The following is a 21,130-nucleotide window of genomic DNA, read 5'->3' as shown; positions in this document are numbered from 1 at the left end:
ATAAATCTACAGCTCTGATATGCTTTCCGGCCGCAGGCGGAGATAGCACCATGCAACTCATTGATATCGGCGTCAACCTGACCAACCCCAGTTTCGACGAGAGGCACTCGGCCGTTCTCGAGCGTGCCTACGCCGCTGGCGTGAAACAATTGGTGCTCACCGGCACCAGCGTCGAAGGCAGCGAGCAGGCCCTGGAACTGTGCGTAAAACTCGATGAAAGCGCACAACGCCTGTTCAGCACCGCTGGTATCCATCCCCACTCCGCCAGCGCTTGGAACCGCGACAGCGCCCAACGTTTGCGCGACTTGCTCGGCGAAACACGCGTGCGCGCCGTCGGCGAGTGCGGACTGGATTTCAACCGTGATTTTTCGCCGCGCCCACAGCAGGAAAAAGTCCTCGAGGAACACCTGGCCCTGGCCGTCGAGCTGAAACTTCCCGTGTTCCTTCACGAGCGCGATGCCAACCAACGCCTGCTGGAGATTCTCAAGGACTACCGTGACCATTTGCCCGCCGCCGTGGTGCATTGCTTCACTGGCGAACAAGCGGCGCTCTTCAGCTACCTCGACCTTGACCTGCACATCGGCATCACCGGTTGGATCTGCGACGAGCGCCGTGGGACGCATCTGCACCCATTGGTCAGGGAAATTCCCCGTGGCCGTCTGATGCTGGAAAGTGACGCGCCCTACCTGCTGCCGCGCACGCTGCGCCCGAAGCCGAAGAACGGCCGCAATGAACCGGCGTTCCTCACCGACGTGCTGCGCGAGGCTGCCCTGCATCGCAATGAAACGATGCAAGAGCTGGCGATGCACAGCACCGCCTGTGCCCGCGCCTTTTTCGGCCTGCCTGCCGTGGAGTGATGCGGCGCATTGACCCATGTCAAAAACGCTTTCCTGAGTAGCGGCACAATAATGGCACCTTGCCAATGCTGTTTCCGCTATCAGAGAAAACCTTCCATGGGTGCCTGGCTTAGCAATATCTCGCTTAAATACAAATTCTGGGCCGTCAACGCGGTGGCCTTCATCACTACCCTGCTGCTGGTGCTGTATGCCGTCCAGCTCGAACAACAGGCGCGCAGCCAAGCGTCCCAAGTGTCGGCCCAGGCCCAGGCGCAGTTGCTCAACGCCTGGCCGGCTGACAAGCCACTGCCCGCTGGCGAGAACTGGCTGACCTTCACCCGTGGCCAAGTCCCACAACGCGCAGGCGAGGATCTGTCAGCCTTGCAAGACGCCAGCGGCTGGATCGAGCTCAGTCACCTGCCATTGTTCGGCGTCAATCCGCTGCTGGGCGCCGAGGTCATCCGCCGTGCCGACGGACAGCAAGTCGCCGTACTCGCCTACGCGCCAAGCCTGCGGCAGGTGTTCGGCGAACGTTTCGTCAACTATGCGCTGGCGGTGGCGATCCTGATGCTCGCGATGCTTGGCGCCTCACAACTGCTGATCCGCTTCCTGCTCAGCCAGCTCAACACCCTCAAGGACGTGATGCTGCATGTGGAGAAGACCGGCGATTTGTCCGCCCGCGTGCCCCTGGCCTGCAAGGATGAAGTCGGGCAGATGGCCAGCGCCTTCAACGCCATGCAGGCCGGCTACCAGCGGGTGGTCAACACCGTCGCCCATACTGCCAAACAATTGGACGAGGGCGCCGCGCGGCTGGCCGGCAGCATGAACGAGGTGCAGCGCGGCATGCTCGGCCAGCAAAGCGAGACCGACCAGGCCGCCACGGCGATCAACGAAATGACCGCCACCGTCTACCACATTGCCCAGCACGCCGGTGCCACCCGCGACCTCTCGCAAACTGCCGACACCCTCGCCGGCAGCGGCCAGGAAGTGGTCACCCGCGTGCAACGTTCGATTGCCGGGCTGTCCAGCGGCGTGCAACAGACCGCAGAGATGATCCAGAAACTCGCCGAAGACAGCCAGAAAATCAACAGCGTGGTCGGGGTGATCCACAGCATCGCCGAACAGACCAACCTGCTCGCCCTCAATGCCGCCATCGAAGCTGCCCGCGCCGGAGAAATGGGCCGTGGCTTTGCGGTGGTCGCCGACGAAGTGCGCAACCTGGCCAAGCGCGTACAAAGCTCCACCGACGAAATCACCCGCATGGTCTCGGCGCTGCAAGCCGGCACCCGCGACGCGGTGGACTTCATGCAGGAAAGCTCGTTCAAGGCTGACGACTGCGTAAAACAGGCCCAGGAAGCCGGTGCCGCACTCGCCGACATCACCGGCGCCGTGGCGCAGATGCGCGAGAGCAACACCCAGATCGCGGTGGCCGCCGAACAGCAAAGCCATGTCGCCGAAGAGATGAACCGCGCGGTGGTGAGTATTCGTGATGTAACCGAGAACACCGTGCGGCAGACCGTGGATTCGGCGACCACCAGCCATGCACTGGCGGCGTTGGCGGGAGAGTTGAGCAAGGCGATCGGGCAGTTGAAGCTGTAGGACCGTTCAGACCGTAATCCGATTCCTACGACCAAGCCACAGCCTACCTGAGATTAAGACGAAACTTCCTCGCCACTCCCGCGAATAACGCCGACTTCTTTTACCGACGAACCTCTGCAAAGTCCCTCGCCTGATCAAACAGTGCGAGGGAGTGCAGATGGTTTTTTTCGTTAGGGCCCAGGTCGCCGGGGCCGTCTTTTGATTCCGGTGATTGCCAGCTTTGTGCTGGCCCCCATGGACCCCGAAGCGCCGGATGTTGAAAGCATTCTTCGGAATTTGCGCGACTGCCTGAATACGTTCGACGACTGGGCCGACAGCTTTTTAAGTGGCTCGGCACTGGAAGTGGAGCAGGTGTTCAAGGTCGGGGAAGACGTCGCACTGGTTGCGCCGATTTCTTCCGACATGCCCAGTCGCACCGTCGCCATGTGCAAAGCCCAGGGTGGGCTGACCCTGGTGCATCTGTTCGAAAGCACCCGGTTCGTGCCGATCGGCAACACGCCGGTCACGCTGCAAGCCATCGCCAAGGACGGCACTCCCATTGGCGCGCCGCTGCATCGAACCATCGGCCCCAGCGGCATTCTTGAAGTTCCAGAATGCACTCGTGACCAGCAGTACCAGGTCACCTTTTACCCCAACGTTTCCAAGGATCACGTCAAGGCGCTGTATGCGTCCTACCAGTCGGTGATCGCCGGGCTGGAAGCTGACCTGCGCCAGCAATGGAACAAGCGCTTCAAGCGTCAGTGGGCCGACTTTGCAAACGCCCCGTCCTTCACGCGCAGCGCGAAACAGGGAGCGGCCTTTGCAACCGGGATTGGCAAGGCCTTTTACAACCTGTGGGACAACATTACCGAGCTGTACGACCTGCTGGCGAACCTCAAGTCCAACAGCGAACGGTTGTTGAAGTACATCTCCCAAGCCGAACTGGATCAGTTACTCAAGCTGGGTAAAGACACGCTCGCCCAGGGTTTGCTGGTGCTCAGTGATGAGCCACTGTTGTTCATTTATCTCTCGGCGGCGGTGGCCTGGATGCGCATGCTGCCACCGCCCGAGATGTATGAACTGCTGGGTGAGATTACCGGCGAAGTGTTGATCAATCTGTTGCTGATATGGGCGACGCGGGGAATTGGGATCCAGCTTCGGTTGGGGGCTCAGGTACTCAGCCAGGTCAAATCCGGGCGGGCGCGGGCGTTGTTGGAGCTTTTGGCCAAGCAGGTCGTAGGGCCTGGGTTGGAAACCCATGTGGAGGCGGCCAAGCCGTTACTGCTGAGCAGTGCGGCGACGCCGGTCAAGGCGGTGCCGGTGGCGCCGTTGAAGGTCGGCGACACGCTGGTTTCGAACGCGGTGCCGGCGGTGCGCAGCAAGACGCAGCGTACGGCGTTGGTGCGGCAGGAGGCGGTGGATGATGTGCCCGCCCCGTCTAAAAATCCGGCTGGGGAGGCTGCTGACTCTGCGGATAAAACCGTTACCCACGGTTGCCCGGTGTCGATGGTTACCGGCGAGGAACTGCTGACGCTCACCGATGGCGCGCTGGATGGGATCTTGCCGTTCGAGTGGACGCGCTTGTATCGCAGCAGTGCGGTGGAAGTGGACTGTGGACTGGGGTTTGGTTGGAGTCATGCGCTGGCGCAGCGGCTTGTGGTTGTGGGCGATTCGGTGGTGTGGACGGATCATGAGAATCGCTCGACCACCCTCCCCTTGCCGACGGTGGCTCGGCCGGCGATTACCAACAGCCTGGCGGAAGCGGCGATTTACTTGGGGTCATTGCCTGACGAACTGGTGCTGGCCCAGGGGTCGCGGTTCTACCACTTTTGCGACGGTGTGCTGACGGCGATCAGCGATGCGTATGACAACCGGTTGTTGGTTGTCCGGGATCGATTGGGGCGGATTGAGCGGCTGGATAACGGCGCGGGCCGTTCGCTTTTGTTGCGTTATGAGTTCGACCGCATCGTGGCGGTGGACTACCAGGTTCATCGCGCTAAGGGGCATGAACCCTTCGTCTGGGTGACCGAGCAGAACGTCGTTTCCTACGCCTATGACGCCGCCGGACGACTGGTTTCAGCAGCCAACGCTGTCGGTGAATGCGAGCATTATCGGTACGACGAGCAGCACGTCATTCTTGAACGGCAACTGGCCGGTGGGGCGAGTTTCTTTTGGGAATGGGAACGCGCCGGCAAGGCCGCACGCTGTGTCCGGCACTGGGCCAGTTTTTCGCAGATGGACACGCGGTATGCCTGGGGTGACGACGGTCGCGTCACCGTGCACAACGCCGACGACAGCCAGGAAGTTTACATACATGACCAGCGGGCGCGGCTGGTACAGCGCATCGATCCCGACGGCGCCCAGCATTTCAAATCCTACGATGACAAGGGCCGCCTGACCGTCGAGCAGGACCCGATGGGTGCGGTGACGGCCTATCAATACGACGCCGCCGGACGCTTGGTCGCGCTGTTTCCGGGGGATGACGAGCCGACGTCCTACGAGCATGACAACGGTTTCGTACGGGTTGTAAGACGTGGTGAGGCGGTCTGGAAATACGAGCGTAATGACCAGGGCGATGTCATTCGCCAGATCGATCCCGATGGCAACGCGACCGACTACAGCTATGACCAACGGGGGCAATTGACCGGGGTTTGGTATCCCGACAACAGCTGTCATCGGTTGGTGTGGAATGAACGCGGGCAGCTCGTTGAAGAGCAATTGCCCAATGGTGGGATCAAGCGCTACCGCTATGACGACCTGGGCCGGCAGGTTGCGCGTGAGGATGAACAGGGCGCGCTGATCCAGTATCAATGGGACAGCGTAGGTCGGTTAACTCGCTTGGTACTGCCGGACGGTGCCGCACGAGAATTCAGCTACAACCCCTACGGAAAAATCATCGCCGAGCGCGATGAACTCGGCCACGTCACCCACTACGAATACGCCGACGGTCTGCACCTGATCAGCCGCCGCATCAATGCCGATGGCACCCAGGTCAAGTATCTCTACGACAACGCCCGGCTGCTGCTGACCGCCATCGAAAACGAAGTCGGCGAAACCTACCAGCTCGACTACCACCCCAACGGCCTGATCCAGCAGGAAACCGGCTTCGACGGCCAACGCACCGCCTACGCCTACGACCTCAACGGCAACCTGCTGGAAAAAACCGAACACGGCGACGATGGCAGTCAGTTAATTACCCGCTACGAACGCGACCACGCCGGCCGCCTCGTAAGAAAAACCCTGCCCGATAGCAGCATTGTCGACTATGCCTACGACCGCCAAGGCAACCTCCTCAGCGTCGACGACGGCCACTGGTTCCTGGCCTACGAATACGATCGCCAAAACCGCCTCACCGCCGAACACCAAGGCTGGGGCACATTGCGCTATGGCTACGACGCCTGCGGCCAACTTCAGCATTTACGCCTACCAGACAACAACCGCCTCACCTTCAACCACGACAAAGGCGGCCACCTCGCCACCGTCGAGCTGAACGGTTCGTTGCTAACTTCCCACCTGTTCAAAGCCGGCCGCGAACACCAACGCCAACAAGGCCAACTGCTCAGCCATTACCACTATGACGAGCAAAACCGGCTACATACCCACGCCGTCACCCAACAGCAAAACCACCTCTACCAACGCCACTACGACTACGACAAAACCGGCAACCTCACCCGCCTGCACGACACCCGCAAAGGCGAACACCTTTACCGCTACGACCCGCTCCACCGCCTGACCCGCGCCGATCATTCGCAAGACGTCCAGGAACGCTTCGGCCACAACCCGGCCGGCAACCTGCTGATGCAGGACAGGCCGGGCCCGGACATCGTCGCGGGTAATCGGCTGGTGATCCAAGGCGATCACCATTACGACTATGACGCCTTCGGCAACCTGATACGCGAGCGACGTGGCAAGGGTCACTCACTCGTCACCGAGTACCGCTACGACTGCCAGCACCGGTTGATCGGCATCACCAAGCCTAACGGCCAAACTGCTAATTATCGCTATGACCCGTTCGGTCGGCGCATCAGCAAAACCGTCGACGACATCACCACGGAGTTCTTCTGGCAAGGCGACAAAGTAGTCGCTGAACATCACGCGGATCGTCATCGCAGCTACCTCTACGAACCCGACAGCTTCCGCCCATTGGCACTGCTGGAAGGCTTCGGCCCAGCAGAGACCAAGCCCTACCACTACCAACTCGACCACCTCGGCACCCCACAGGAACTCACCACGCCTGAAGGCGAAATCGTCTGGTCCGCCCACTACCGCGCCTACGGCGAAATCAGCCGTCTCGACGTCGGCAAAGTCGACAACCCACTACGTTTCCAAGGCCAATACTTCGATCAGGAAAGCGGCCTCCACTACAACCGCCATCGCTACTACAATCCGGATATTGGTCGTTACCTGACGCCTGACCCGGTGAAGCTGGCCGGTGGGATCAATGCATACCAGTACGTGCCCAATCCGACAGGCTGGGTAGACCCGCTAGGATTAAATAATTGCCCAGGAGGGGATGGCTGCCGATCGAGGTCTGAGGTAAAGGACCCTGCAACAGTTACGCCTCCAGTTAAAGGGGATCCTAAGCAGCCAATCAATAGCGGCGAAAAATACCTTTATCGGGGTGATGAAAAGACACCAGACCATGTATTTAAAAATGGTTTCAAAAGCAAAGGTGAAAGCAATGACTTGTATTTGCACGCTTTGGATAGTAACAACCCACCAAGTAACTTTATCAGTACTTCTCCATCGACGCTCATAGGAATCGATTTTGCGACTAGATACGGAACTCGAAAAGGATTTCTCTACGCTTTGCGGAAAATCCCCGGACGCGACGTCAACAAAGAGCTTGGGAAATTGGCTCCTTTTGACAGCGAGGCAGAAATCGCTATACAAAGTAAAATCAATACAGCAGACATTTTAGGGGTAACTCCAGTTAAGCGTGATGGTAGCTACGTAGGCTATTCAATTCCGAATCCAAACAGGGAGATCAAATGAAAACAAAAAAAATCAAAGCCATAATAGACAATGTAGAAAAGTACGTTACTTTTAAGTACGACTCAGCCCATACAAAATTAATGTTTTCCGAAGCAGATAACTTTGAAAAATTGTATACGGCGGAGGACATTTATATATGTTTAGGAAAAGTTATGGCTGACTTCCCACACATACAGTTTCTTTGTAAAGGCGCGAAAATAAATGTCCGACCCTCAAGCATGTCCTCACAAATGAGTGGCGGGATGGTCGCCTATGAATTGACCCTTGGAAAACGTACAACACGAGAAGACTTGGTTCACATATTTGATTTTGAAGATCAAAATCTGACGAATGATCCACATCAACAGCATCGCTTCTACAAAAAATGGATAGCATCTATAGGTGCCGAACGAAGCGAGCCCTAGGCCAAGTAAGAGCTAACCCGAATAGGCCAGCGCCTGCCGGCTGGGCTCCCGGGCACAAAAGACCATTGGCCATTCAGGAACAAAAAATGAAACACTGGAATAACCTTGATGACACTATCTTTTTCAACAAAGTATTTAGTTACCCAGTTGAAATTGGCAAAATTTATATACATGCAGTAAACATAGAAAACGATCGACCTGACGTGGGGATTGGTTTTGATATACCAGAATTTCCTGATCGCTTACCTGAAAAATGGAAAAACAAAGGCTATAACACATGCAGAATTGGCCTCAAATGCTTGGAAGTAAGCGATTTAAAAATAGTAAACCTTCCGAAGAGAGAAGTTTTCACTACTAAAATAGAGCAAGACAATAATGACTTTTTATTTACTGCCAAGTCGAAAAATGCCTCTATTGAATTTAAGGCCAAGTGGTTATTTTTAGCCGGTCCGTCCGTGTATATGAACTGTCCCGAACCGGGCGACCACGATTGGTCAGATACCTGGTCATAGGTGACGCTAAAACGCACTTAACGGCAACTATGGCCCCCATAGCCATCCCCAATTCGCCGCCCCCCAACCTATACTATCCAGGTTGCTTAAACGGACAGAGATTTGGCAGGGCGGACGGTATAGGAGACCAAAAAGCGCACTTCAGTTTTCGACCAATTGCAAAGCCTCGAAACGGAACCGTAGACGGCGGCAAGGATCATTACAACTTTAGGAAAAACTGATGAAGTATTGGAATGAACTAGATCATAATATTTTTTTTGAAAAGATTTTTAGTATGCCCATAGGAATCGGAAAAATCGCTCTTTTTTCTTTGCAAATAGAAAATTATCGACCTTCTGTGGGGTTAGGATTCGACATACCCGAGTTTCCAGATATTTTGCCAAAAAAATGGGAAGGAAAAGGCTACAACACCTGCAGAATGGGCATTGATTGTCATGGCATTCGCGAGTTAAAAATACACAACATTCCCGTTAGAGAAGTATTCTTTGTCGTTATTACTAAATAAAATAATCATTTCCACTTTAAAGCAACCAACGAAAGCTCTTTAATTGAATTCAAAGCCAAATCCATTTCAATTTGCGCTCCGAATGTATACATAAATGGACCAGATGATTATTTTTTCTAGCCCTAAAAATTCTGCGTCCCCCTATGAACTTCATAGTTAGCCTTAATTCGTACCCTTGCCCATCTACACCTAAACTCCCTCCAAGTTGTTTAAACGGACAAAGGATTCACCACCATGGGCAAACGTCACCCCAATCTCCCCGCCTGGCAATGGCGTAATTACCCACAAAACCATCAACACCCGACCAATCTGGCTTTGCACCTGATTGCCGTGCCGCTGTTCATCATTGGCTTTCTGTTGATCGTTTCCGGTGTGTTCAGCCTGAGCCTGGTGAGTTTTGCCGTAGGCGTGATCGGCATTTTGGCGGGCCTGGCGCTGCAGCGTCACGGTCACAGCCTGGAAGCCCAGGCGAGCGAGCCGTTCAGTGATCGTAACGACGCGGTGCAGCGCCTGGTGGTCGAGCAGTTCGTGACGTTTCCGCGCTTTGTGCTCAGCGGCGGCTGGTGGCGGGCGTGGCGCCAGCGTCACCGGTATTGAGGGTCAGGCGAAAACCACCACGGTCTGGCGACTGAGGGCGATCAACTCGCCGGTCGGGCTCCAGAGCGCGGCCGCGGCATGGCCGTAGCCGTCGCGGGCGTGTTCGATGTTGACGTGGTATTGGCACCAGTCGAGAGTGGTCAGGTGCTGCAACGGCTGGATGAATTCGATGGTCCAGGTAAGGGTGCTGCCCGGCGCCGGTTTCTTCAAATGCGGAAGTAATGCCGGCGGCCAGGCGTCGACCAGTGCGAGGATGTGCGCCTCGGTCAGAGGCTCTTCTTTCACGTCCCCACGCAACCTTACCCAACCGCCCATGTCGCGGGATTTATTGCCGGTAAACGGCAGGCCGCCGACGCTCCAGCGCATTGCCAGATGCCGCATGAATTCCGGGGTGACGCCCTTGATATAGGGCAGTTCCTGGCATTCGTCCCAATGTTTGAACACCGGTGGCGGCTCGCTCGCGACGTCAATTTCCGACGCGCGGGGCGCACCAAAACTGGCCTGGACCAAGGTCGCCACTTCACCGTTCTGCACCACACGGCCCAGCAATTGGCTGACAGCCTTGCCTTCGCGCAACACTTCAACCTGATAGCTAGCGGGTACATCCGGCGCGACCGGGCCAACGAAGGTGATTGCCAGTGAGCGCAGCGGCCGGTCTGCCGGCACCTGGTCGCGCAAGGCTTCGTATTGCAACGCGGCGACCAAACCACCAAAGGTGGCGCGGCCTTGGGCCCATTCGGCAGGGATGGTGACATCCTGTGGGTTTTGACGGGCAGCGTCGAGCAAATCACTAAAGCGCATGGCGACCTCACATCAAGAAAATCGATGAGGGGATCTTAACCACCAAACCCGCCAGATACAGCACCTATTCCGGCCAAAAACCGGACCGGCTCAGAAACAATCGGCGCTGAGCTTGTCCAGTACCCGGCCCGCTTGCCGTTCGGCCTTGACCATGGTTTGACGCCAAGTCGCGACGCAGGGCTTGAGATCAGCCTGTTGCTCAGCCTGGAGCAACCACTGCCAGCAGTCATGCCAGTCCCCCAGGGCGCCCTGGGCTTTTTTCAGGTGTGACAGCGTGCTGGCAGGCAGTTTGTCCAGCTCGGGATACGCCTCGGCGGCGTAGCGCACGCGCTTGATCAGCAAGCGTAAACGGTGGCGATCATGCTCGGGGTCTTTCAGCGCGTGGTCGAGTGCGTTCCATTGCTTGGTCAGGCGTTTCTGGATGCGCGAGCGCAGGCCCTTGAGCAATTTCTGCCGTTGGGAAGCGCGGATAAACCGTGGAAACGCATCGAGGATCTGCAGCAGGTGCGCGAGCTGCGAGCTCTGCGCCACCTGGCGATAGGCCTCAGGCTGCAGACGCAGACGCCGCTCAGCCGCCTCATAATGGCCTTGCTGCTGCAAGTACGCCGCCAGCACCTCACGATCACGCAACGGTGTGGTCAACTGGCCCACCGCGCGGGCGGCCGATTCAAGCTGTTCGACACCCGGTAACCCGCGCAAGGGGCGCAACAGGCTGCGCATGCGGCGCACGGTAGTGCGCAGATCATGCAAGGCTTCATCATCGGTGACAGCGGCAAGACGCGCCTGACAGCTCAGTAACCCTACTTCCAGGCCGATGACCTGAGCGACCAACTGATTGACCAGCGCTGACATCCTGCCCTCCCTGTGTGATGAAACAGCCTACTCGCGGCTAGCGAATCAACGCCCGGCGCGTGACTCACGGATATAGAAGCGCGCTTTCTCGGCCTTGTTGGAGCACCCTTCGAACGCTTCGAATTGCTGCTGGGTCTTGGCCCCGGTCAACAACGACAAAGCCTTGGAGTAGCTGACGGTGCCCGCGAAGCCCTCGGCCTTGGCCAGGTCCAGTTCTTTCCAGGCGGCATCCAACTGCGACCCGCAGCTGTCGCGATACGCGGTTTTCCCGGCACAGCCCGCCAAGGCCAACAGGATCACGGGAACACACATCCAGGCTTTCATCGATGACACCTCAAAATATACAAAATCTGTCGTAGCCTGTAGACGTTGCCTACAGGGAAAAGTGCCTTGTCCTTAGCCTGAAATCAGTAGTACCCATTGCCAGAGCATACCCGAGCCTAGTCGTGATTCTGGAAAAATATTGCCAAGGCTTACCGAGGATTGTAGCGGCCCCCTTGATGGGTGCATTGTGGGCACCTGTTTCACGAAGGATCTGGTCATGAAGAAACGTGTTGCCTTAGTGCTGGGCTCCGGCGGAGCCAGGGGCTACGCCCATATCGGGGTGATCGAAGAGATCGAACGACGCGGCTATGACATCGCCTGTATTGCCGGCTGCTCGATGGGCGCCGTGGTCGGCGGAATCTATGCCGCCGGCAAGCTGGACGAGTACCGAAACTGGATCGAAAGTCTCGATTACCTCGACGTGTTGCGCCTGGTGGATGTGAGCTTTCGCCTGGGCGCAATTCGCGGTGAAAAGGTGTTCGGGCAGATCCGCAAGATCGTCGGCGAGATCAATATCGAAGAGCTGCGCATCCCCTACACCGCCGTGGCTACCGACCTCACCAACCAGCAGGAAATCTGGTTCCAGGAAGGCTGCCTGCACCAGGCCATGCGCGCCTCGGCCGCGATCCCCAGCCTGTTCACGCCGGTGATGCAGGGCAACCGCATGCTGGTGGATGGCGGCTTGCTCAACCCGTTGCCCATCGTGCCGGTGGTGTCCAGCCATTGCGACTTGATCATCGCGGTCAACCTCAACGCCACCAACCAGAAGCACTATCATTTGCCGGTGATCCAGCGCCCGCCGGCATTCAAGAGCCGCTTCAACAGCCTGGCAAAATCATTGGGTTCGCACCTGCCGTTTCGACGCAAACAGGCCGAGCAGTTGATGAAGCTCGAGCAGGAAGCGTTGCAGGCCCAGGCCGCCGAGATCAACCCATGGCTGGAGTCGGCCGAGCCCGAATCCCAGCAACCCGCCGCCGCGCCGGAAAAACCCGGCACGCCGAAGTCGGCCACAGGCTCGTTCATTATCGATAACGTCGGGCCTGCGTCGCTGCTGGACCTGATCAACCAGAGTTTCGAAGTGATGCAAACGTCATTGGCACAGTACAAAATCGCCGGCTACCCGCCGGATGTGCTGATCAACGTGCCCAAGCGGGTGTGCCGTTTTTTCGAGTTCTACAAGGCGCCGGAGTTGATCGCGTTGGGACGGGAAATTGCCAGTGATACGTTGGATCGGTATGAGAGTGAGCAGTCTTGAGAGTGTAGGCGTTGCTGACGACCCCATCGCGGGCAAGCCCACTCCCACAATTGGACTGAGTTCAACATGAGCATGCGGTCGAATGTGGGAGTGGGCTTGCCCGCGATGACGCTTGTTGAGGCAGCGAAACTCTATCCACCCTAAGTATTCAGCAATCGATACCCCACCCCCGCTTCAGTCACGATAAACCTCGGCTGCGTCGGGTCATCCGCCAGCTTCTGCCGCAAATGCCCCACCACAATGCGCAGGTAGTGGCTGTCTTCGGTGTGGGTCGGCCCCCAGATATCCTTGAGCAATTGCTGCTGGGTAATCACCCGCCCTGGATGCCGTGCCAGTTGCGCCAGCACCGCGTATTCCTTGCGGGTCAACGCCACCTCGGCACCGTCCAGCAGGACGCGGCGGTAGGCCAGGTCTACCGTCAGCGGGCCGAAACTCAGGGCGGCTTCCTGAGACTCGCCCGCCGGTGCCTGGCGCAACAACGCACGCACACGGGCGAGAAATTCCTGGATACCGAAGGGCTTGGTCACGTAGTCATTGGCGCCGCCGTCGAGGGCGTCGACCTTCTGGCCCTCACTGGCGCGCACCGACAGCACCAGCACCGGTACCGTCGACCACTCGCGAAACTCGCGCAGCACTTGCTGGCCGTCCATGTCGGGCAAGCCCAGGTCCAGCACCAGCAGGTCCGGCTTGCTCAATGCCGCTTGGGCAAGGCCTTCGGTGCCGGTGCCGGCCTCGATCACCTTATAGCCCTGGGAGGCCAGGCTGATGCGCAGGAATTTGCGGATCTGCGGTTCGTCATCAATGACTAGAATCGTCGCGGTCTGGCTCATGGTGTCCAATCAATATCCATTAAAAACAAACCATTGTAGAAACGAACCTGTTGTGGCGAGGGAGCTTGCTCCCGCTGGAGTGCGAAGCGCTCACAAACTAGTCAGGCAGGTGATGCGTCGCGACCGAATGGTTTTGGGGCTGCTGCGCAGCCCAGCGGGAGCAAGCTCCCTCGCCACAGTAGGCACACGTTTTCAAAGGTCAGTGTCCAAGCCCGGCTGAGATTGTAGCGGCAGAAACAAGGTGATGCAGGTACCCCGCCCTTCAATGCCATCCGCCACGCTGATATGCCCCCCATGTGCGCCAACCATGCCCTGGCAGATCGCCAGGCCAAGGCCGGTGCCCTGCCCGCCCCGATCACCACGGGCAGCGGTGTAGAACATGTCGAAGATCTTCGCACGTTCATCCTCGGGAATCCCCGGCCCTTCATCGGCCACGGCGAAAAACAACTGGTTGTCCGCGACACCGGCGCTCAACTGCAAACGGCCCTGGGGCGGCGAAAAACGTGCGGCGTTCTCCATTACATTGACCAACGCCTGCTCGATCAACGCAGCGTGCACGTAGAGCAACGGCAGCTCCGGCGGCACATGGGTACTCACTTGCAACGGCGCCAGCACCGCGCGCAAACGCCCGAGGGCGCTGCCGACGATATCGCCGGGCGAGACCCAATCGCGCGCCAGCTTCAGCGCGCCGTGGCCCAAGCGGGTCATGTCCAGCAGGTTCTGGATGTAGCGGTCGAGGCGCTCGGCTTCATCGCGGGTGCCTTCGAGCAAGTCGCGGCGATCCTCCAAAGGGATCGCCTCGCCCAGCGCCAGCAGGCTGTCAATACTGCCGCGCATGGAGGTCAACGGCGTGCGCAGATCGTGGGATACAGAGGCGAGCAAGGCGCTGCGCAGTTGTTCGGTTTCGCCGTGCAAACGCGCCGACTCCAACTCCTGCCCCAACTGCGCCCGCGCCAGCGCCTGGGCCAGCGGCTGGCTCAAGGCGGTGAGCAGGCGGCGGCGTTGCCCGCTCAACTCCAAGCCCGGCTTGGCACTGACACCGAGCAAACCCAAGGGCCCCTCTTCGCCCGACAACGGCCACCACCACCAACGCCCAAACGGCAAGGTGCCGGTGCCCACACCCGCCGGCTGGTCGTGCTGCCAGGCCCAATCGGCGGCAGCGCGTTCGGCTTCGGTAAGGGTCAACGGGCCACCGGTCTCGATTGTCCAGCCGCCCTCGCCGTCGCGATTGACCAGGCATACATCCAAGTCATTCCAACCTTGCAGGTGGTGAGCCGCCGCACTGATAACGGCCTGGCGATCCGTGGCTGCTGTGAGCTTGCGCGACAGGTCGAGCAGCTCGCTGGTTTCTTCCTGGGTGTCGCGCAGCGCCTGCAACTGGCGACGCTGGCGCGCAGCCAGGTTGCCGGTGAGCGCTGCCATCAACAGGAAGAACAACAGGGTCAGCACGTCCTCTTCACGCTGGATGGCAAAGGAGAAATTCGGCGGAATAAACAGAAAGTCATAGGTCATGAACGACAACGCCGCGCACACCAGCGAAGGCCCCAGACTGCTGCGCACCGCCACCAGCAGCACCGCCGCAAGAAACACCAGTGAGATATTCGGCAACGGCAATACGCTGGACACGCCCCAGGCCAAGCCGGCTGCAACAACGGTTGCCACCACGGCCAAGGCGTAGTCGAACCAGCGCAACCCACGCGCATCCGGCAAGCGCGGCGGAGCAGGCATATCGTCGCTGTCGAGCACGTTGATCTCCAGGCCCCGCGCATTGCGCAACAAGCGTGCGGCGAGGCCTCCGCCGAACAGCCGTCGACGCCAGCGCATGCGCGACTGCCCGACCAGTACCAGGCTGGCGCGGCGCTCGGCGGCATGCTGGATCAGCGTCCTGGCCACTTCGCCCGCCCGCAGCAACACCACCTCGCCGCCCAGACGCTCCGCCAGTTGCTGGGCATTTTGCAGGCGTAGCCGTGACTGTTCATCTCGCGCGTGGCCGTTGTCGATATGCACCAGGCTCCAGGGTAAATGCCGCCGCTGCGCGACCCGACTGGCATGGCGCACCAGGCGTTCGGCCTGTGCGTCGCCATCGACCCCCACCAGCAAACGGCCACGCACCGCCGGCGCAGCTTGCCCGAGTTGGCGGTAACCCTGGGCCAGGTCGTCGTCGACGTGGGCGGCAGCGGTCTGCATGGCCAGTTCGCGCAGGGCCATCAGGTTGGTCTGGGTGAAAAACGCATCGATGGCCGCCCGCGCCTGTTCCGGCACATACACCTTGCCGTCGCGCAGGCGCTCCAGCAATTCGCGGGACGGCAGGTCGATCAGCAGCAATTCGTCGGCCTCTTGCAGCACCCAGTCCGGCAGGGTTTCACGCACCTGCACACCGGTAATGCCCCGCACCTGGTCATTGAGGCTTTCCAGGTGCTGGACGTTGACGGTGGTGAATACGTTGATGCCGGCAGCGAGCAATTCCTGAATGTCCTGCCAGCGCTTTTCATGCCGGCTGCCGGGGGCGTTGCTATGGGCCAGCTCGTCGACCAGCACCAGCTTGGGCTTGGCCGCGAGCAGGCCGTCGAGGTCCATTTCTTCGAGCATCACGCCACGGTATTCGCTGCGCAACAGCGGTTGTTGCGGCAGGCCGCTGAGCAAGGCTTCCGTCTCGGCACGGCCGTGAGTCTCGACCACCCCGGCAATCAGCGGTACGCCCTGGCGCAGTTGGGTGTGGGCCGCCTGGAGCATGGCGTAGGTCTTGCCCACGCCGGGCGCGGCGCCGAGGAAAACCTTGAGCCGGCCACGGCCGTTGCGGGGTAGATCGGCTAACAAGGCATCGGCGCGGCCGGAGTCGCTCATGCGGGTAGTGTCCTTCAGGTATCAAAGCAGTCAGGTTCAATGTCAATCACATGTGGGAGGGGGCTTGCCCTCTCCCACAGGGGTTCAGAGTTTTTCCAGGGCCATGTTCAGTGCCAGTACGTTGACTACCGGCGGCCCCACCAACGGGCTTTCGGTGTGTTCATCCAACATCCGCTGCAAGGTCGACACCGGCACATTCCGTGCTGCCGCCACTCGCGCCAGTTGATAGGCAATTGCCGCGGGTGGCAAGTGTGGATCAAGTCCGCTGCCGGAGGTCGTCAGCGAGGCCAACGGTACGGGCCCCTGGCCGGGCACCTGTTGTTTATTCGCGTCATCGAAGATGCGCGTGGCCAGCGCGGGATTGCTCGGGCCAAGGTTGCTGGCACTGCTGGAGACCGTCGCGAACGCCCCGGCCGAGGGGCGTGGATGGAACCAGCCGTCACCGCTGAAATCCTGGGCGATCAGGCTGGAGCCGCGCACCTTGCCGCCGGCATCGCGCACCAGGCTGCCATTGGCCTGATCCGGGAAGGCAACCTGAGCGACGCCAGTCACCACCAGCGGATAAGCCACGCCGGTGATCAGGGTCATGAGCACCAGCAGGCTCAGGGCCGGGCGGATTGTATTAGTCATCGTCAAATCCTCAATAAATCGGGCCACAAAAAAGACCGCAGGGTTACACCAGGTGCAGCGCCGTCAGCAGCATGTCGATCGCCTTGATGCCCACAAACGGCACCAGCAGCCCACCCAGGCCGTAGATCAGCAGGTTGCGTCGCAACAAGGCCGCCGCACTCGCCGCCTGCACGCGCACACCGCGCAGGGCCAGCGGGATCAGCACCACGATGATCAGCGCGTTGAACACAATTGCCGACAGAATTGCGCTCTGCGGGCTCTGCAGGTGCATGACGTTGAGCACGCCCAATTGCGGGTAGATCGAGGCGAACAGCGCCGGCAGGATCGCGAAGTACTTGGCCACGTCGTTGGCGATGGAAAAGGTGGTCAGCGCGCCCCGGGTCACCAGCAACTCCTTGCCGATCTGCACCACGTCCAGCAGCTTGGTCGGATCACTGTCGAGGTCGACCATGTTCGCGGCTTCGCGTGCGGCCTGGGTGCCATCGTTCATCGCCATGCCGACGTCGGCCTGGGCCAGCGCTGGCGCGTCGTTGGCACCGTCGCCGCACATGGCGACCAGACGGCCGTCGTTCTGCTCATGGCGAATACGGGCGAGTTTTTTCTCAGGCGTGGCTTCAGCCAGCACGTCATCCACGCCGGCTTCAGCGGCAATCGCGGCGGCCGTCAACGGGTTGTCGCCGGTGACCATCACGGTACGAATCCCCAGCTTGCGCAGCTCGGCGAAACGCTCACGGATGCCAGGCTTGACCACGTCTTTCAGATGGATCGCACCAAGCAATTTGCCATCGGCGCACACCAGCAACGGCGTGCCGCCGCTTTGGGCGATCTTGTCGATTTCCCGCGACAGTGCAGGTAAAAGGTCGCTGCGTTGCTGGCCAATAAACGCCAGCAGCGAATCCACCGCGCCCTTGCGGAATACGCGGCCCTGATAGTCGACACCGGACAAACGGGTTTCGGCGCTGAAGGGGACCGCAGTCAGTTCGTCCAGTGTCGGCTCTGCCTGGGGGTGCAAGGCGCGCAGGTATTCGACGATGGACTTGCCTTCCGCCGTGTCATCCGCCAAGGAGGCGAACAGCGCACCTTCCGCCACTTCCCGCCCACTCACACCGGGCGCCGCAACCACTGCCGAGCAACGACGGTTACCGAAGGTGATGGTGCCGGTCTTGTCCAGCAGCAACACATGCACGTCCCCTGCCGCTTCCACCGCGCGACCAGACTTGGCGATCACGTTGAGCCGCACAAGGCGGTCCATGCCGGCGATGCCGATGGCCGACAACAAGCCGCCAATGGTCGTAGGAATCAGCGTCACCAGCAGTGCGACCAGGAACACCAAGGGCAGGCTGCCATTGGCGAAGTGAGCGAACGGCTGCAGGGTCACCACCACCAGCAGGAAGATCAGGGTAAGACCGATCAGCAGGATATCCAGCGCGACTTCGTTGGGCGTTTTCTGGCGTTTGGCGCCTTCCACCAGGGCGATCATACGGTCCAAGGTGGACTCACCGGGGTTGGCGGTGATGCGGATCAGCAGCCAGTCCGACACCAGGCGGGTGTTGCCGGTCACGGCCGAGCGGTCGCCGCCGGATTCGCGGATCACCGGAGCGGATTCGCCGGTAATCGCCGCTTCGTTGACGGCAGCGATACCTTCGATCACCTCACCGTCGCCAGGAATCATTTCACCTGCGGCGACGCGCACCACATCACCTTTGCGCAGGCTGGTGGCCGGTACCACCTTGAAGCTACCGTCGGACTCCTTGCGACGAGCGCTCAAGCCTTCACTGCCGGCCTTGAGGCTGTCGGCGCGGGCCTTGCCACGGCCTTCGGCCAAGGCTTCTGCGAAATTGGCGAACAACACGGTGAACCACAGCCACACGGCAATTTGCACAGCCACAAAGGTCGGCACGGCGGCGTCGGGCATAAAGCACAGCACGGTGGTGAGGATGGCGGTCAGCTCGACCACCAACATGACCGGCGAGCGTTGCAGTTGGCGTGGGTCCAGCTTGACGAACGCCTGGACCAGCGCCGCGCGCCACAGGGCCGAGATCGCGGTTTTGGCAGGTTCCTGGGGTTTGACCGGGGCCGCATTTTTTACAGGCATATTCATTTTCATATCCCTTGGTTAGAAGCCCATGCTCAGGTGTTCAGCAATAGGGCCCAGCGCCAGCGTCGGCAGGAAAGTCAGGCCGCCCACCAGCAAAATGGTCACGGTCAACAAGGTCACGAACAACGGGCCGTGGGTCGGGAAACTGTTCTGGCCAATCGGTGCGGTCTTCTTCATCGCCAGGCTACCGGCCAGGGCCAGTACCGGGAGAATGTAGCCGAAACGGCCGATCAACATGCCCAGGCCAAGCATCAGGTTGTGGAACGCGGTGTTGCCGCTGAACCCACCAAACGCCGAACCGTTATTGGCACTGGCCGAGGTGTAGGCGTAGAGCAACTGGCTGAAGCCGTGGGGGCCGGGGTTGCTGATGGCGCCGGCCGGGCCTGGCAGACTGGCGGCAATGGCACCCAGCACGAGCACACCCACCGGCATCACCAGCAGGGTCACCACCAGCAGTTGCACTTCCTTGGCCTGGAGTTTCTTGCCCAGGTATTCCGGGGTGCGGCCGATCATCAGGCCGGCGAGGAACACCGCGATCAGCACGTTGAGCAACATGCCGTACATACCGGCACCGACCCCGCCGAAGATCACTTCGCCGACCATCATGTTGACCAGCGCCACCATCCCGCTCAGGGGGCTGAGGCTGTCCTGCATTCCGTTGACCGAGCCGTTGGACGCTGCGGTGGTGGTCACCGACCAGAGCACCGTGCCGGTGGTGCCGAAACGTGTTTCCTTGCCTTCCAGCGGCGCGGTTTGCTCAACGGCCGGGTTGTTCAAGGTTGGGTTGGGCTGGTATTCGGCCCACAGTGAAGTCGCGCCGCCGATCAGGAACAAGGCCAGCATGCAGGCGAGAATGGCGCGGCTCTGACGCAGGTCTTTGACGTAGTGGCCAAAAGTGAATACCAGCGCCACCGGGATCAGAATGATCGAGGCCACTTCGAAGAGGTTGGCCCAGGCTGTCGGGTCTTCGAACGGATGCGCCGAGTTCACTCCAAAAAAACCGCCGCCATTGGTGCCCAATTGCTTGATCGCAATCTGGCTGGCCGCCGGGCCGAGGGGGATGACCTGATCCACGCCTTGCATCGTCACGGCATCAACGTAATGGGCAAAAGTTTGCGGTACGCCCTGCCATACCAGAAACAACGCCAGCACCAGGCATAACGGCAGCAAGCCGTAGAGGGTGGCGCGGGTCATGTCGACCCAGAAGTTACCCAAGGTCTTGGAGGATTTGCGACCGATCCCACGGCAAAGCGCGACCAGGACTGCCAGGCCGGTGGCGGCACTGACGAAGTTCTGCACAGTGAGGCCGACCATCTGGCTGAGGTAGCTCAGGGAAGCTTCACCGCTGTAGTTCTGCCAGTTGGTGTTGGTCATGAAACTGACCGCGGTGTTGAAGGCCAGCGTCCATTCCTGGCCCGGCAATTTCTGCGGGTTGAGTGGGAGATAGTTCTGAAACAACAGGATTGCGAATAGCAGCAAAAAGCCCGCGAGGTTGAACGCGAGCAAGGCCAGCATGTATTTCTGCCAGCTTTGCTCCTGTTGATCGTCCACACCCGAAAGGCGATAACAGGCTTTCTCCACAGGCCCCAGCACCGGCGTCAGCCAGGTGCGCTGGCCTTCCATCACCTTGTAATAGAACCGCCCCAGAAACGGTGCCGGCACCAGTACCACGGCAAAGAAGGCGATGATCAGCCAATAGTCATAACTGTGCATAGCCTGCTCCTAGTTCCGATCCGCGCGTAACAGCGCAACCAGCAGATAAATGAACAGCGCCACGGCCAATAGCAGTGACACCCCGTCCAGAACGCTCATGGAAGTTTCTCCGTTTAACGGCGAGTGCCGCGTGTGGGGCAATTGTCCGCAGGAGCGGTGTAAAGGAACGAGAGCGAGGCGGGGCGTAGGGCGTAAAGATGGCGTAAAGAGTGAGTTTATGCGGGGTTTACACGAGTGATTTCGGCGCCTGGGCGGGTGCTGTCGGGAGCAAGCCCCTCCCACAGGTTGATCTGCGCTCGGCATGACAACTCGGTCAAGTGTGGGAGGGGGCTTGCCCCCGATGGCGCCAGTCAAGA

Annotated in this window: 18 protein-coding genes; 9 read left to right on the top strand and 9 right to left on the bottom strand. The window is 59.7% G+C overall.

Annotated elements, in window-relative coordinates; genetic code table 11:
* Window positions 1-50 precede the first annotated feature (50 nt).
* The 8 genes from C4J85_RS07870 (at window position 51) to C4J85_RS07840 (ending at window position 9,427) form a co-directional block, all read left to right on the top strand.
* Window positions 51-857, top strand: coding sequence for a TatD family hydrolase (locus C4J85_RS07870; protein ID WP_124409379.1), 807 nt, complete (start codon window positions 51-53; stop codon window positions 855-857).
* A gap of 96 nt (window positions 858-953) precedes the next feature.
* Window positions 954-2,435, top strand: coding sequence for a methyl-accepting chemotaxis protein (locus C4J85_RS07865; protein WP_124409378.1), 1,482 nt, complete (start codon window positions 954-956; stop codon window positions 2,433-2,435).
* Window positions 2,436-2,633: 198 nt separating this feature from the next.
* Window positions 2,634-7,409, top strand: coding sequence for an RHS repeat-associated core domain-containing protein (locus tag C4J85_RS07860; RefSeq protein WP_372240614.1), 4,776 nt, complete (start codon window positions 2,634-2,636; stop codon window positions 7,407-7,409).
* Window positions 7,406-7,813 carry a hypothetical protein gene (locus C4J85_RS07855; protein WP_124409377.1) on the top strand — a complete coding sequence of 136 codons (408 nt, stop codon included), beginning with the start codon at window positions 7,406-7,408 and terminating at the stop codon, window positions 7,811-7,813. Before C4J85_RS07860 ends, C4J85_RS07855 begins: the two co-directional genes overlap by 4 nt.
* 86 nt (window positions 7,814-7,899) lie before the next feature.
* Window positions 7,900-8,325: an Imm50 family immunity protein gene (locus C4J85_RS07850; RefSeq protein ID WP_124409376.1), complete on the top strand. Its 426-nt coding sequence runs from the start codon at window positions 7,900-7,902 to the stop codon at window positions 8,323-8,325.
* Window positions 8,326-8,354: 29 nt separating this feature from the next.
* A complete protein-coding gene (locus C4J85_RS27895) occupies window positions 8,355-8,546 on the top strand; it encodes an HNH/endonuclease VII fold putative polymorphic toxin (protein ID WP_372240630.1) in 192 nt (63 codons plus the stop codon).
* Window positions 8,546-8,830 (top strand): Imm50 family immunity protein, encoded by a 285-nt coding sequence (locus C4J85_RS07845; protein ID WP_256657884.1) that lies wholly within the window; start codon window positions 8,546-8,548, stop codon window positions 8,828-8,830. Before C4J85_RS27895 ends, C4J85_RS07845 begins: the two co-directional genes overlap by 1 nt.
* Window positions 8,831-9,064: 234 nt before the next feature.
* Window positions 9,065-9,427, top strand: coding sequence for an Mpo1-like protein (locus C4J85_RS07840; protein WP_124409375.1), 363 nt, complete (start codon window positions 9,065-9,067; stop codon window positions 9,425-9,427).
* Window positions 9,428-9,430: 3 nt separating this feature from the next.
* Here the strand turns inward: C4J85_RS07840 and C4J85_RS07835 are convergent, their stop codons facing one another.
* The 3 genes from C4J85_RS07835 to C4J85_RS07825 form a co-directional block, all read right to left on the bottom strand.
* Window positions 9,431-10,228 (bottom strand): acyl-CoA thioesterase II, encoded by a 798-nt coding sequence (locus C4J85_RS07835; protein ID WP_124409374.1) that lies wholly within the window; start codon window positions 10,226-10,228, stop codon window positions 9,431-9,433.
* A gap of 90 nt (window positions 10,229-10,318) precedes the next feature.
* Window positions 10,319-11,080: a CHAD domain-containing protein gene (locus C4J85_RS07830; protein ID WP_124409373.1), complete on the bottom strand. Its 762-nt coding sequence runs from the start codon at window positions 11,078-11,080 to the stop codon at window positions 10,319-10,321.
* 45 nt (window positions 11,081-11,125) lie between these two features.
* The gene (locus tag C4J85_RS07825) at window positions 11,126-11,404 is read right to left on the bottom strand and encodes a hypothetical protein (RefSeq protein ID WP_003238638.1); all 279 of its coding nucleotides are present in this window, start codon (window positions 11,402-11,404) and stop codon (window positions 11,126-11,128) included.
* A 217-nt stretch (window positions 11,405-11,621) separates the two neighbouring features.
* Between C4J85_RS07825 and C4J85_RS07820 the strand changes: the two genes are divergently transcribed.
* Entirely contained in the window at window positions 11,622-12,659 is a 1,038-nt protein-coding gene (locus C4J85_RS07820; protein WP_124361881.1) for a patatin-like phospholipase family protein, read from the top strand.
* A 140-nt stretch (window positions 12,660-12,799) separates the two neighbouring features.
* On the opposite strand, the gene C4J85_RS07815 is transcribed toward C4J85_RS07820, so the two are convergent.
* From C4J85_RS07815 to kdpF, 6 genes are all read right to left on the bottom strand, one after another.
* Window positions 12,800-13,489: a response regulator gene (locus C4J85_RS07815; RefSeq protein WP_124409372.1), complete on the bottom strand. Its 690-nt coding sequence runs from the start codon at window positions 13,487-13,489 to the stop codon at window positions 12,800-12,802.
* A 192-nt stretch (window positions 13,490-13,681) separates the two neighbouring features.
* A complete protein-coding gene (locus C4J85_RS07810) occupies window positions 13,682-16,333 on the bottom strand; it encodes a sensor histidine kinase KdpD (protein WP_124409371.1) in 2,652 nt (883 codons plus the stop codon).
* A gap of 84 nt (window positions 16,334-16,417) precedes the next feature.
* Window positions 16,418-16,963, bottom strand: coding sequence for a potassium-transporting ATPase subunit KdpC (gene kdpC / locus C4J85_RS07805; protein WP_124409370.1), 546 nt, complete (start codon window positions 16,961-16,963; stop codon window positions 16,418-16,420).
* Between the two features lie 43 nt (window positions 16,964-17,006).
* The gene (gene kdpB / locus C4J85_RS07800) at window positions 17,007-19,070 is read right to left on the bottom strand and encodes a potassium-transporting ATPase subunit KdpB (RefSeq protein WP_124409369.1); all 2,064 of its coding nucleotides are present in this window, start codon (window positions 19,068-19,070) and stop codon (window positions 17,007-17,009) included.
* 9 nt (window positions 19,071-19,079) lie between these two features.
* Window positions 19,080-20,774 carry a potassium-transporting ATPase subunit KdpA gene (kdpA, locus tag C4J85_RS07795; RefSeq protein WP_124406662.1) on the bottom strand — a complete coding sequence of 565 codons (1,695 nt, stop codon included), beginning with the start codon at window positions 20,772-20,774 and terminating at the stop codon, window positions 19,080-19,082.
* Between the two features lie 9 nt (window positions 20,775-20,783).
* Window positions 20,784-20,873, bottom strand: coding sequence for a K(+)-transporting ATPase subunit F (gene kdpF, locus C4J85_RS07790; RefSeq protein WP_003218754.1), 90 nt, complete (start codon window positions 20,871-20,873; stop codon window positions 20,784-20,786).
* Between the last annotated feature and the right edge of the window lie 257 nt (window positions 20,874-21,130).

The organism is Pseudomonas sp. R4-34-07, from assembly GCF_003852375.1.
Taxonomy (GTDB): domain Bacteria; phylum Pseudomonadota; class Gammaproteobacteria; order Pseudomonadales; family Pseudomonadaceae; genus Aquipseudomonas.
Note: the sequence above shows the minus strand (reverse complement) of the source record. Positions and strands in the feature narration are given on the sequence as shown.

Bases quoted from the DNA above. Each gene is read 5' to 3' on its own strand.
- C4J85_RS07870 (WP_124409379.1), top strand. From the start codon at position 51: ATGCAACTCATTGATATCGGCGTCAACCTGACCAACCCCAGTTTCGAC.
- C4J85_RS07865 (WP_124409378.1), top strand. From the start codon at position 954: ATGGGTGCCTGGCTTAGCAATATCTCGCTTAAATACAAATTCTGGGCC.
- C4J85_RS07855 (WP_124409377.1), top strand. From the start codon at position 7,406: ATGAAAACAAAAAAAATCAAAGCCATAATAGACAATGTAGAAAAGTAC.
- C4J85_RS07850 (WP_124409376.1), top strand. From the start codon at position 7,900: ATGAAACACTGGAATAACCTTGATGACACTATCTTTTTCAACAAAGTA.
- C4J85_RS27895 (WP_372240630.1), top strand. From the start codon at position 8,355: ATGGCCCCCATAGCCATCCCCAATTCGCCGCCCCCCAACCTATACTAT.
- C4J85_RS07845 (WP_256657884.1), top strand. From the start codon at position 8,546: ATGAAGTATTGGAATGAACTAGATCATAATATTTTTTTTGAAAAGATT.
- C4J85_RS07840 (WP_124409375.1), top strand. From the start codon at position 9,065: ATGGGCAAACGTCACCCCAATCTCCCCGCCTGGCAATGGCGTAATTAC.
- C4J85_RS07835 (WP_124409374.1), bottom strand. From the start codon at position 10,228: ATGCGCTTTAGTGATTTGCTCGACGCTGCCCGTCAAAACCCACAGGAT.
- C4J85_RS07830 (WP_124409373.1), bottom strand. From the start codon at position 11,080: ATGTCAGCGCTGGTCAATCAGTTGGTCGCTCAGGTCATCGGCCTGGAA.
- C4J85_RS07825 (WP_003238638.1), bottom strand. From the start codon at position 11,404: ATGAAAGCCTGGATGTGTGTTCCCGTGATCCTGTTGGCCTTGGCGGGC.
- C4J85_RS07820 (WP_124361881.1), top strand. From the start codon at position 11,622: ATGAAGAAACGTGTTGCCTTAGTGCTGGGCTCCGGCGGAGCCAGGGGC.
- C4J85_RS07815 (WP_124409372.1), bottom strand. From the start codon at position 13,489: ATGAGCCAGACCGCGACGATTCTAGTCATTGATGACGAACCGCAGATC.
- C4J85_RS07810 (WP_124409371.1), bottom strand. From the start codon at position 16,333: ATGAGCGACTCCGGCCGCGCCGATGCCTTGTTAGCCGATCTACCCCGC.
- kdpC (WP_124409370.1), bottom strand. From the start codon at position 16,963: ATGACTAATACAATCCGCCCGGCCCTGAGCCTGCTGGTGCTCATGACC.
- kdpB (WP_124409369.1), bottom strand. From the start codon at position 19,070: ATGAAAATGAATATGCCTGTAAAAAATGCGGCCCCGGTCAAACCCCAG.
- kdpA (WP_124406662.1), bottom strand. From the start codon at position 20,774: ATGCACAGTTATGACTATTGGCTGATCATCGCCTTCTTTGCCGTGGTA.
- kdpF (WP_003218754.1), bottom strand. From the start codon at position 20,873: ATGAGCGTTCTGGACGGGGTGTCACTGCTATTGGCCGTGGCGCTGTTC.